At 65.4% G+C, this 11,926-nt stretch carries 7 protein-coding genes; all 7 read right to left on the bottom strand.

Features of this window, described 5'->3' with window-relative positions; genetic code table 11:
- Nucleotides 1-87: 87 nt before the first annotated feature.
- The 7 genes from murA to dnaA all read right to left on the bottom strand — a co-directional run bounded on the left by murA (nt 88) and on the right by dnaA (nt 11,541).
- On the bottom strand, nt 88-1,383 hold the full coding sequence (gene murA, locus N551_RS0105495) for a UDP-N-acetylglucosamine 1-carboxyvinyltransferase (protein WP_027566102.1): 1,296 nt from the start codon (nt 1,381-1,383) through the stop codon (nt 88-90).
- A 232-nt stretch (nt 1,384-1,615) separates the two neighbouring features.
- Nucleotides 1,616-4,051, bottom strand: coding sequence for a DNA topoisomerase (ATP-hydrolyzing) subunit B (gene gyrB / locus N551_RS0105490; protein WP_027566101.1), 2,436 nt, complete (start codon nt 4,049-4,051; stop codon nt 1,616-1,618).
- Nucleotides 4,052-4,332: 281 nt separating this feature from the next.
- Nucleotides 4,333-6,501 carry a hypothetical protein gene (locus N551_RS0105485; RefSeq protein WP_027566100.1) on the bottom strand — a complete coding sequence of 723 codons (2,169 nt, stop codon included), beginning with the start codon at nt 6,499-6,501 and terminating at the stop codon, nt 4,333-4,335.
- Between the two features lie 125 nt (nt 6,502-6,626).
- Complete coding sequence (locus N551_RS0105480; protein ID WP_027566099.1) at nt 6,627-7,364, bottom strand: hypothetical protein; 738 nt, start codon at nt 7,362-7,364, stop codon at nt 6,627-6,629.
- Nucleotides 7,365-7,482: 118 nt separating this feature from the next.
- Nucleotides 7,483-8,619, bottom strand: coding sequence for a DNA replication/repair protein RecF (recF, locus tag N551_RS0105475; protein WP_027566098.1), 1,137 nt, complete (start codon nt 8,617-8,619; stop codon nt 7,483-7,485).
- Between the two features lie 109 nt (nt 8,620-8,728).
- The gene (gene dnaN, locus N551_RS0105470; protein WP_007598262.1) at nt 8,729-9,847 is read right to left on the bottom strand and encodes a DNA polymerase III subunit beta; all 1,119 of its coding nucleotides are present in this window, start codon (nt 9,845-9,847) and stop codon (nt 8,729-8,731) included.
- A 281-nt stretch (nt 9,848-10,128) separates the two neighbouring features.
- Nucleotides 10,129-11,541, bottom strand: a complete 1,413-nt coding sequence (dnaA, locus tag N551_RS0105465; RefSeq protein ID WP_026233035.1) for a chromosomal replication initiator protein DnaA — start codon at nt 11,539-11,541, stop codon at nt 10,129-10,131.
- Nucleotides 11,542-11,926 lie beyond the last annotated feature (385 nt).

Genomic DNA, 11,926 nt, shown 5'->3' with positions numbered 1-11,926 from the left:
GCCGATGCGAAGCTTCGGCGTTCTTAAAAACGGCGGCGAAGGCCGCTTATGCCACCTTCTCCCACAAGGGGAGAAGGGAAGAAACTCTCAGCCCTTCCGTTCTGGCACGCGCCTGATCTTCGCGCCGAGCGCATTCAGCCGTTCGTCGATGCGCTCGTAGCCGCGCTCGATCTGGTCGGCGTTGTTGATCGTGGAGGTGCCCTCGGCGCAGACGGCCGCGAGCAGCATGGCCATTCCGGCGCGAATGTCGGGTGAGGTCATCGTCGCGCCGTGCAGCCGGCTTGGACCGGCGATGATGGCGCGATGCGGGTCGCACAACACGATGCGCGCGCCCATCGCGATCAGCTTGTCGACGAAGAACATCCGCGATTCGAACATCTTCTCGAACATCAGGATCACGCCCTCGCATTGCGTGGCGGTGACGATCGCGATCGACATCAGATCGGCCGGGAAGGCCGGCCAGGGCTGGTCTTCCAGCTTCGGCACGTGGCCGCCAAAATCGTCATGGATCTTCAGCGTCTGGTTCGAGGGCACGATGAGATCGTCGCCCTCGATGCGGCAGACGATGCCGAGCCGCTCGAATCCCATGCGGATCGAGCGCAGATGCTCGACGCCCGCGCGCACGATGCGAAGCGGCGAACGCGTCACGGCGGCAAGCCCGATCAGCGAGCCGACCTCGATATGGTCGGGCTGGATCCGGTAGGTCGCGCCACCCAGCGTCGCCGGACCGTGCACGATCATGGTGTTGGTGCCGATGCCCTCGATCCCAGCGCCGAGCGCGACCAGGAAGTTGGCGAGGTCCTGCACATGCGGCTCGGACGCGGCGTTGCGCAAATACGTGGTGCCTTCGGCGGCGACGGCTGCGACCAGCGCGTTCTCGGTCGCGGTCACGCTGGGCTCGTCCAGGAACACGTCGGCGCCGGTCAGTTTCGAAGCGCGGAATTCGAGCCGGTCGGTCGCGGTGACCTTGGCTCCCAATTGCTCGAGCGCGAGCACATGCGTGTCGAGCCTTCGGCGGCCGATGACGTCGCCGCCGGGCGGCGGCAGCATCACTTCGCCGCAGCGGGCGAGCAGGGGGCCCGCGAGCAGGATCGAGGCGCGGATGCGCACGCATAGCTCAGGATCGAGATCCGCGGCGCGGATGCTCTTGGCGTGAATATGAAGCGTGTTGCGGGCGGTCCATTCCGCCGCCGCGCCGACCGAGCGGATCAGCTCGACCAGCGTCTCGGTGTCGCGGATCCGCGGCACGTTTTCCAAGGTCACCGGATGCTCGGTGAGCAGGGCTGCCGCGATGATCGGCAGGGCCGCATTCTTGTTGCCGGAAGGCTCGATCGAGCCCGAGAGCCGGTGACCGCCCTCGACGATGTACTGGATGGGCGCCACGGGGTCTCTCGCTGTCGTGTTGAGTGGGGGGCGGGTTTTCGAGGCGGAAGCTACCGAGAATTGAGCGCGGGAGCAATTCTGCACTTGTTGCGAGGGCGGGGGGAGGTTCAGCCGAGGTGTCTCTACGTCATGGCCGGGCTGTCCCGGCCAATCCACGCCTTTGCCAGATGCACGGAGAACGTAGATGCCCGGGACAAGCCCGGGCATGACGACCGTCCAAAGCCATCCGATCTCAGATATCGATCGTCGCGCTCAGCGAATGTTCCTGGATGAAGTCGCGGCGCGGCTCGACCACGTCGCCCATCAGCTTGGTGAAGATGTCGTCGGCCTCGTCGACCTCCTTGACCTTCACCTGGAGCAGTGATCGCGCATTGACGTCCAGCGTCGTCTGCCAGAGCTGCTCCGGATTCATCTCGCCCAGCCCTTTGTAGCGCTGCAGCGAGACGCCCTTGCGGCCGGCGTCTGTGACGGCTTCGAACAGATCGACCGGGCCGTAGACCATGTGCTCGGTATCCTTGCGCCGCAGCTTGCCGGGGCGGGCATAAACGTCCTGGAGCTTGACCGTGTACTCGTCGAGCTTGCGGGCTTCGACCGAGCCCAGGAACGCGTCGTCGATGAGGGCGACGTCCTTGACGCCGCGCACCGTGCGCTCGAACTGGAAACCATGGCCTTCGACGTATTGACCGATCCAGCCGCGCTCGACCTCGTCGGCGAGCGTGTCGAGGCGGGCGGCGATGTATTGCGCGGCCGCGGCGGCTTTCTCCCGATCGCCGTAGATCGCCTTGTTGAGCACGCCGGTGATGGCAGCCTGCTCGATCACCTTGCGATTGTAGCGGGTGTGCAGGCTGCGCAGGACGCCGCGAACGGCACGGGCGTCGTCGACCAGCGAGCGCAGGTCGCGGCCGGTGCGATCGCCGCCGGTGCCGGGAATGTAGACGCAGTCGTCGAGTCCGGTATCGATCAGATAATCTTCCAGCGCCCGCTCGTCCTTCAGATATTGCTCGGACTTGCCGCGGTTGACCTTATAGAGCGGCGGCTGGGCGATGTAGAGATAGCCGCCGTCGATGATCTCGCGCATCTGCCGGTAGAAGAAAGTCAGCAGCAGCGTGCGGATGTGGGCGCCGTCGACGTCGGCGTCCGTCATCACGATGATCTTGTGATAGCGCAGCTTCTCGATCGAGAATTCGTCGCTGATGCCGGTGCCGAGCGCGGTGATCAGCGTGCCGATCTGCTCGCTGTGCAGCATCTTGTCGGGACGCACGCGTTCGACATTGAGGATCTTGCCGCGCAGCGGCAGCACGGCCTGGAATTCGCGGTTGCGGCCCTGCTTGGCGCTGCCGCCTGCCGAGTCACCCTCGACGATGAAGAGCTCGGATTTCGCCGGATCCTTTTCCTGGCAGTCGGCGAGCTTGCCGGGCAGCGAGGAGACCGAGAGCGGGCTCTTGCGCGTCAGCTCGCGCGCCTTTCGCGCGGCTTCGCGGGCAGCTGCCGCCTGGATCACCTTGCCGACGATCATCTTGGCTTCGGAAGGATGCTCCTCGAACCAGGCTTGCAGCGCCTCGTTGAGCACGTTCTCGACCACGGGGCGCACTTCCGAGGACACCAGCTTGTCCTTGGTCTGCGACGAGAATTTTGGGTCCGGCACCTTCACCGACAGCACGGCGGTGAGGCCCTCGCGGCAATCATCACCGGTGAGCGCGATCTTTTCCTTTTTCGCGTTGGCCTCGGCATAGCCGTTGACCTGGCGCGTCAGCGCGCCGCGGAAACCGGCGAGATGGGTGCCGCCGTCGCGCTGCGGGATGTTGTTGGTGAAGCACAGCACGTTCTCGTGGTAGCTGTCGTTCCACCACAGCGCGGCCTCGACGCCGATGCCGTTGGCTTCCGCGCGCACCATGATCGGCGCCGGCACGATCGCCTTCTTGTTGCGGTCGAGATATTTGACGAATTCCTCGACGCCGCCGGAATAGTGCATCTCCTCGCGCTTCTCGACGGCGTGACGCATGTCGGAGAGAGCGATGTTGACGCCGGAGTTGAGGAAGGCGAGCTCGCGCAGCCGGTGCTCCAGCGTGGCGAAATCATACTCGATGTTCTTGAAGGTTTCCGTCGAGGCCTGGAACGTCACCTCGGTGCCACGCCTGCCGGGCGCATCGCCGACCACCTTGAGCGGCGCGACCGCATCGCCATGGGCGAATTCGATGTAGTGTTCCTTGTTGTCGCGCCAGATGCGCAAGCCGAGCTTGCTCGACAGCGCGTTGACGACGGAGACGCCGACGCCGTGCAGGCCGCCGGAAACCTTGTAGGAATTCTGGTCGAACTTACCGCCGGCATGGAGCTGGGTCATGATGACCTCGGCCGCCGAAATACCTTCGCCCTTATGGATGTCGACGGGAATGCCGCGGCCGTCGTCGCGCACGGTGACGGAATTGTCGGAATTGAGGATCACGTCGACGCGCGTGGCATGGCCCGCGAGCGCTTCGTCGATCGCGTTGTCGACGACCTCGTAGACCATATGATGCAGGCCCGAGCCGTCATCGGTGTCGCCGATATACATGCCCGGGCGCTTGCGTACGGCGTCGAGACCCTTGAGCACGCGGATCGATTCCGCCCCGTAATCGCTCGGATTTGAGGGTTCGTTTTCGGCAGGCGTCTGCCGAGCAGGTTCTGTCATGAGAGGCCTTCGAGATGTCGCCCGAATCAGCGGCGCAAAAGGCGCTGATATGCGGGCTATTTGTGCCATGAAAGACGGATTGCGCCTAGCGCAAAGTATCTCCCGGCAAGTCTTTGATTAGATGGGATTTTTCGGCCGATTTTCAAGGCCTTCGAAGGCCGATTCGGCGGCTTGGAAAAAGCGCGATTCGAGACGCCGTTTCGGGCTCTGGAAGGCCGGGATTTTGCGGGGAGGAGGGGCGTTCCGAGGCGCGTGGAACGCCGCCGGAACGGTCTTGCAGCTCAATACATCTGAAGCGGCAGCACGTCTCCGCTTGGCCCCACCAGGAGGCCCCAGGCATCGCCGGCGGCCACGGTGAGGGTCTCGGTGCGAGCAGGGCGTCCCGGCAGACGCACTGCGTACTGGTACTTGCCGGGCGGTAGATCGAGCATCGGACCCTTCGGCGATTGCGGACCGCCGGCGCCGGCCGCGATCTTCACGGTTTGATTGTTGATCGTCAGCGATGCTTCCTTCGATCCCATATTGCCGAGCATCAGCCTCGCCTGTCCCGCCTTCGGCATGATGTCAGCCTTGGCCGCGGCCTGCGGATTCCGCTGCATCAGGCTGACAATCGTCTCGTCCCTGGCGCGGCCAAGCTTCAGCACGGCCGGTCCCTCCGGCGAGGTAAACGCGAGCTCCGCGCGCTCGGCCGTGACGATCGCGCCGTCGGCCTTCTCCTGCCAGCCCCGCTTGGTCAGCTCCGCGCGATAGAACGCGAGGACCTCGCCAAGCTCGGCGGGGATGCTGGCTTCGAGCTCGGTCCGGAACGACTGGTCGCTGCCGGGGAATTTCGTGGAGCTGATGCCGGTCGAGCTGTGCTGTGTCGGCACCGGCAGGGCGACATCGGGATCGAGCGTGAGCGGCTCCTTCGATTTGGCCTGGGCCGCTTTGGCTTGGTTCGATTTGGCCTCGACGGGCTTCGCCGCTGCGATAACAAGACCGGAGCCGTTGGCGCTAACGTTCACCTTCGGCCCCATCTGCATCACGGTCATCGAGATCGACTTGCCGCTCTTGGAGAATTCCATCACCGCCATGTTGGGCTGGTTGATGACGGAAGGTTGCTCCTTCCAGCCCGCTGGCTTGAGCGATGCGCGATAGAACGCGGTGAGCGCCTTCACGCTCGACGTCGAGGAGAATTCGAGCTGGCCGTCGTCGCCCTCGAACTTCACGCCTTCGGCGTTTTCGGGCAGCGGCACCGGCGTCTTGCTGTCGGCCAGCGCATTCAGCGGCGCGTCGGACAACGCGGCCGCCTGCACCTTGCGCCTTGCTTCGTCGGCAGTGATGAGCTGCTTGGCCGCACCTAACGCATCCCCAAGGAACTTCTCGTCCGCCTCTTTCTTCGCCTTGGCACGGGCGGCAAGCGCGGAGTCCTTCACCTGCGCGGTCAGGCTGACCATGGTGAAATCATATTTGCGGCCAAGTCGCAGCACGCCGGTTTCCTCCGCCGAAGAGATCTTGATCGCGACCTCGTCACCGGGTGCGAGCGGCGCGCTGCCGTCCTCCTGCCAGCCGCGCGCGGCGAGCTCGCGGTGATAGAAGGCGAGCACGGCCGGCAGCTCGGCCATCGCGGCGGCCGACATTTCGCGCTTGTTGTCGCTCGCGCCTCCGAGGCCCCTGGCCGTCTTGGTCGGGCTCGGCCGCGGCAGGCCGGCCAGATCGCTATCGGCCCTGAGCTCGCTGGGCAGCGCGAAGGGCGCGACCCGGATATCGATATTGGTGCGGCCGTCGTCGCGGCGCGTCAGCGTCAGCATCACGGGCTTCTGCTGATAGAAGCCGGTCTCCTTGCTATCGGCGTGCGCGTAGAACGCGCGCAGGCCGTTGGGAACGGTTTCATCCAGGCTGGTCGCCCAGCGCGCGGCGGTTTCCGGCGTGAGCTTCTGCCAGCCGATCGCAGCCATCTGGCTGGCATAGAAATCCGACGTCGCATCGAGCGTCGTCGGTGCGACGCAGCCGAGATAGGGCCTCGTCCCGTCGAACACGATGTCGCTTGCACCTTCCGGAAACGGCACGTTGCCGTAGATCCGGTCGGTCGTGTAGTAAACCACGGACTGGTCGGGCCGGCCGGGCGCCTGCGTGAAATGAACGGAAAGGCCCTGTCGCCCCTTCCTGAACTTCAGCAGGCTACTTTTTTCCTCAAGCGGCATCACATAGGGCACCCAGCCGTTGTCGCTCAGGAGCTTTTGGACGGCGGGCAGTGTCACGGCCTGCCGCGTCGGCACGCGATATTCGACGCGATAGGGATCGGGGCGCGAAATGTCTTCCACCGCACCTTCGAGCTGCGGCAGCGCGTGGACGTCGACGACACCCTCGTCTGCGCCGGCCGCGATCGAGCAGCTCGCCATCAGGAAGAGACCGCATGCAAGCAGCCGCCATCGTGCCGGGACTTGCATCCCGCGCGGGATCATCGCCATCGTTACGTCTCCAGGATGCCGCGCGGCGCTTTGGCGCGCGCGATTGCAACGGCTGCAACGCCGTCGGCGGACCTCAGACCAGAAGTCGCGGCAGGAACCGGGCAGGTTCAAAGATCCCGAACTGGTCAATACAGCTGGAGCGGCGACCATGCCTCGCCGTCGCGCCCGACGGTGAGCTCCCAGGCGTCACCGGCTGCGACAGTGAGGATGTGGGTGTAGGCTGGACGGCCGGGTACGCTCAGTTCGTAGGGATATTTGCCGGGCGCCAGATCCAGCGATACGGCGTTGGCGCCGCCGGCGCGCTTGATGATCCGCGCGTCGATCCCGAGCACGGCTTCCGTCTCGCCGATATTGCTGAACACCAGCTTCGCCTGGCCCGGTTCGGGCATGACGTTCGCCCGGGTTGCAGTATCCGAGTTCTTCTGCACGAGATGAACCAAGGTGCTGCTGTCCTTGCGGCCGAGCTCCAGCATGGCCGGCCCGAACGGAGAGACGAACGCGAGCTGGACGTGATCGGCGGAAACGACGGCGCCATCATGCTGCTCCTGCCAGCCGAGTTTTCCGAGCTCGCTGCGGTAGAAGGCGAGAACGTCGTTGAGCTCGGCGGGCACGGTGGCTTCGAGCTTGACGCGAAGCGGCGCTTCGACGCCCCGCATCAGTGTGGTGTGGATTCCCCTAAAGCTGTAGCGGGTCGGTGCGGGTAGCTTGGCATCGGGATCGGGTATGAGATCGGCCGAAAATAGCGGCTGCGGCATCCAAGCGCCGGCGCTTGCCGCGAGCATGCACGTCGCGAGCAAGACGAGGCCGCACGCAAACGCCTGCCATCGTGCCGGGACTCGCGCCCCGGACCTTGCCGCCCGCATCTCACTCTCCAGGGTTCGCGCGTGATGTCATTGCGCGATTGCAAATCGGCCGCGACGCCGTCGGCGCCGCCTCCGGCAACTAGTCGCGGCGGAAATGGGGCCGGTTCAACGGCTGCGACTACCGCCGAGCCGATACCTGTCCGCTTTCGACGTCAAAGATCTCGCCCCCGGCGCCGATCTCGGCGAAGGCGGCGGGGTCTGCGCCGGTCAGCCACACCTGCGCGCCGAGCTTGCGCAGCTCGTCGAACAGCGCGGCGCGCCTGCCAGGATCGAGGTGCGCGACGACCTCGTCGAGCAGTAGCAGCGGCACGATGCCCGTCATCTCGGCGACCAGGCTCGCATGCGCCAGCACCAGCCCGATCAGCAACGCCTTCTGCTCGCCGGTCGAGGCATCGCGCGCCGGCATGCTTTTCGGCGCGTAGATCACCTGCAGATCGGTGAGATGCGGACCATCCGTGGTGCGACCCGCGATGGCGTCACGCGGACGGTTGTCGCGCAGGATCTGGCGGTAGCGATCCTCGACCGACGTCGCGGTCTCCGTCAGCAGCGCGTTCTCCATCCAGCCGTCGAGCGCGATCTGCGCCGAGGGGAAGGCGGAGGCTTGCGCGCGCGCGTTGAGCATGCCGGTCAGCCGCGCCGCGGTCTGGCCGCGGGTTGCGGCGACCGCGACCGCAAGCTCTGCGGTCTCGCGCTCGATCGCGTCACACCAATGGTCGTCGTAATTGCGGGTCTCGAGCAGGCGGTTGCGCGAGCGCAGGGAACGTTCGAGCGCGGAGATGCGGCTGGAATGGTCGCTGTCGATGGCAAGCACCAGGCGGTCGAAGAAGCGCCGGCGCTCGGACGCCGCTCCCATGAACAGCCCGTCCATCGCCGGCGTCAGCCACACCATGCGGATGTGGTCGCCGAACGACGCCGCCGAATTAACCGGTTCGCGGTCGATGCGGCAGCGCCGGCTGACCGCGGCGTCTGCGCGCGGCGGATCGATGCCGGTGCCGAGCGTGGCAAGGCCCAGCGCGCCTTCGACCTGTGCCGACACCGCCCAGGAGCCGTCGCCCTGGTTGTCGGCGACGTCGTCCAGCGTCGCGCGCCGCAAGCCGCGTCCCGGCGACAGGAACGAGATTGCCTCGATGCAATTGGTCTTGCCCGCTCCGTTCGGCCCGACCAGCGCCACCATGTCAGCCTTCGCCTCGAGCCCCGCCGCCCGGTAATTACGAAAATGCGTCAGCGTCAGGCGATGAATGCGGGAGAGGGTCATGTTGTCTTTGTCATTGCCGGGCATCCACGTTTTGTCTCCAAAGACGTGGATGGCCGGGACAAGCCCGGCCATGACGGATGTAGTCGATGCGAAGGGGCGCCGGTAGCCCTCACACCCGCATCGGCATCAGCACGTAGAGCGCGCTCTTATCGTCGCGGTCTTGCACCAGGGTCGGTGAGCCCGGGTCGGCGAGCCGGAGCGTTGCGACGTCGCCTTCGATCTGGGCGGCGATGTCGAGGAGATAGCGGGAGTTGAAGCCGATATCGAGGGCGTCGGAGGCGTATTCGACTTCGAGCTCTTCGGTCGCGCTGCCGGAATCCGGATTGGTCACCGACAGCACCAGCTTGCCCGGCGATAGCGAGAGTTTCACGGCTCGGCCGCGCTCGCTGGAAATCGTCGAGACGCGGTCGACCGCGTTCTCGAAATCCTTCTTGTCGACGACGAGCTCCTTGTCGTTGCCCTGCGGGATCACGCGGCCGTAATCGGGGAAGGTGCCGTCGATCAGCTTCGAGGTCAGCACCACATTGCCGATGGTGAAGCGGATCTTGGCCTGCGACAGCTCGATCGTGACCTCGGCCTCGTTGTCCTCGATCAGGCGCTGCACCTCGCCGACGGTCTTGCGCGGCACGATCACGCCGGGCATGCCCTCGGCGCCCTTGGGCTGGACCAGGTCGAGCTGGGCGAGGCGGTGGCCGTCGGTGGCGACGCCGCGCAGGGTGGCGGCTTTGGCCGAGCCCGCGGCATGCAGATAGATGCCGTTGAGATAATAGCGGGTCTCCTCCGTGGAGATCGCGAACTGGGTGCGGTCGATCAGCCGCTTGACGTCCTTGGCGGCGAGGCTGAACGAATGCGACATGTCGCCGGCCGCGAGATCCGGAAAATCATTCTCCGGCAAGGTCTGCAGCGTGAAGCGGGAGCGGCCGGCGCGGATCGCCAGCACGGCGCGGTCGCCGTCGGCTTCGAGCACGATCTGCGAACCGTCCGGCAGCTTGCGCACGATGTCGTAGAACATGTGCGCCGGCACGGTGGTGGAGCCCGCGGTCGCGGTTTCCGCCGCGAGCGTTTCCGTGACCTCGAGGTCGAGGTCGGTCGCCTTCAGCGACAATTTCGCATTCTCGGCCCGGACCAGCACGTTGCCGAGGATCGGAATCGTGTTGCGGCGCTCGACCACGCGGTGGACGTGGCCCAGCGACTTCAGGAGTTGCGCGCGTTCGACCGTAACCTTCATTGCACTACTCGCCCGATCCCCAAGGAAACACAAATCTGGAAAAGCCGGGCGGCGGGACGCGCGCCACGGCACCGAAGACCCCGGAAAGCCGGATCATCCAGCCGATATGACCAAAGCCGTCAGGGTCGCGCAAGGTGGCGCGTAAAGTCATCCGTTTCAAGGGATTGCGAGACAGTTCCCCACGATTTACCCGCAAAGACGGGGGCCGCCGCCTAGGCAGAGGAAGGCCGCCGCCCAGGCAGGGCCGGGGCGGCGGGGAGAGAAGGGAAAGGCCTAGGCGTTTATTCCTGAAGCTGGCGCTTGAGCGATTCGACCTCGTCCGACAGCGCCGTGTCCTTGGAAACCAGGGCCTCGATCTTGCGAACGGCGTGCAGCACCGTGGTGTGATCGCGCCCGCCGAAGCGGCGGCCGATCTCCGGCAGCGATCGCAGGGTCAGCGTCTTGGCGAGATACATCGCCACCTGGCGCGGACGGACCACGTTGGCGGTCCGGCGCGAGGACAGGAGGTCGGAGCGGCTGACATTATACTGCCGCGCCACCACGCGCTGGATGTCCTCGATCTTGATCCGCTTCGGTTCCTGCGGCCGGATCAGGTCGCGCACCTCGTGCTCCGCCATCTCCAGCGTCACCGGCCGGTTGTTGAGTTTCGAATGCGCGAGCAGGCGGTTGATCGCGCCTTCGAGATCCCGGCCGTTATGGGTGATGGCGCGGGCCAGATAGGTCAGCACCTCCTCCGGCACCTCGAAGGTCGCATGATGGGCGCGGGCCGCGGCGACGCGCGACTTGAGAATGCCGTGTCGCAGCTCCTCGCCGAGCGAGGCCATCTCGACCACGAGGCCGCCGGCCAGCCGCGAACGCACGCGGTCGTCGAGGCTTTCGAGATCGGACGGCGGACGGTCGGCCGCGATCACGACCTGGCGGCCGGCATCGATCAGCGCGTTCAGCGTGTGACAGAACTCGGCTTGGGTCGACTTGCCCTGCAGGAACTGGAGATCGTCGATCACGAGCACGTCGATGCCGCGCAACGCTTCCTTGAAGGCGAGCGCCGTCTGCGTCTTCAGCGCGGCGACGAAGCCGTACATGAATTTCTCGGCGGTGAGATAAAGCACCTTGCGCTCGTTGCCGGAATTGCCGGCCCAGGTCACCGCCTGCAAGAGATGCGTCTTGCCGAGGCCGACGCCCGCATGGATGTAGAGCGGATTGAACATGACGGGATCGCCGCGACGACCCTCGGCGACCTGACGCGCAGCCGCATGCGCCAGCGTGTTGGAACGGCCGACGACGAAGCTTGCGAAGGTCAGGCGCGGATCGAGCGGCGAACCGCCGAGCGCATCGTGATTGGCCGAGACCGGCGCGGTCGCGGTCGAGCGCAACTCCGGCGCAGGCGAGCGGCGCGTTTCGACCGGCGCGGGCGCTTCCTTCTGCTGAACCACGGGGCGCACGGCCGAGCGCACGGTGAGATCGATGCGATGCACTTCCGGCATCTCGGCCTGCCAGCACGACAGCACGCGCTCGGCATAATGGGCCTGGATCCAGCTCTTCAGGAAGCGGGTCGGCACCGACAGACGCACGCTCTCGTCCTGGACGCCTTCCAGATCCATGCGCGCAAACCAGCTCGTATAGACGTCTTCGCCGACGTTCGAGCGCAGCCGACTCTTCACGCGTGACCAGCGATCCTGTTCCGGGGTTGTCATCATTTGAGAACTTTTCTTGAGAGATAAGGTTGCGTGGTGAGCGCCATGCAGAGTTCCTGCCAGCAATACCTGCCCAGGATTATTTGCAATGGCGGGACCTCAAGCGATTTCACCTGCAGGCATGGCTCGACCGCTCGGCGGAAACGCCGCGTCCGATCAGCAATGTCTAGAGATGGAGGGGTCGCGAGGTCAGCGCGTACTCGGCGCTCCGTGACACGCGGGAGGCTTGGTGTCCGACGAATCTAAAACGGCATCGCTGGAAGTCGAAATGCTGGAAGTCGAAATGTGTTTCAATACCGCGTTGAGTTCGTAAGACATGATACCTCCCCGTCCTGCCGTGATTGCTCGCGACAAGGTCCTGCGTGTCCAAACGACACCCGCGTCG

It is taken from the genome of Bradyrhizobium sp. URHA0013 (assembly GCF_000518345.1).
Lineage (GTDB): Bacteria > Pseudomonadota > Alphaproteobacteria > Rhizobiales > Xanthobacteraceae > Bradyrhizobium.
The sequence above is the reverse complement of the archived record's forward strand: the minus strand, read 5'-3'. Positions and strand labels throughout refer to the sequence as shown.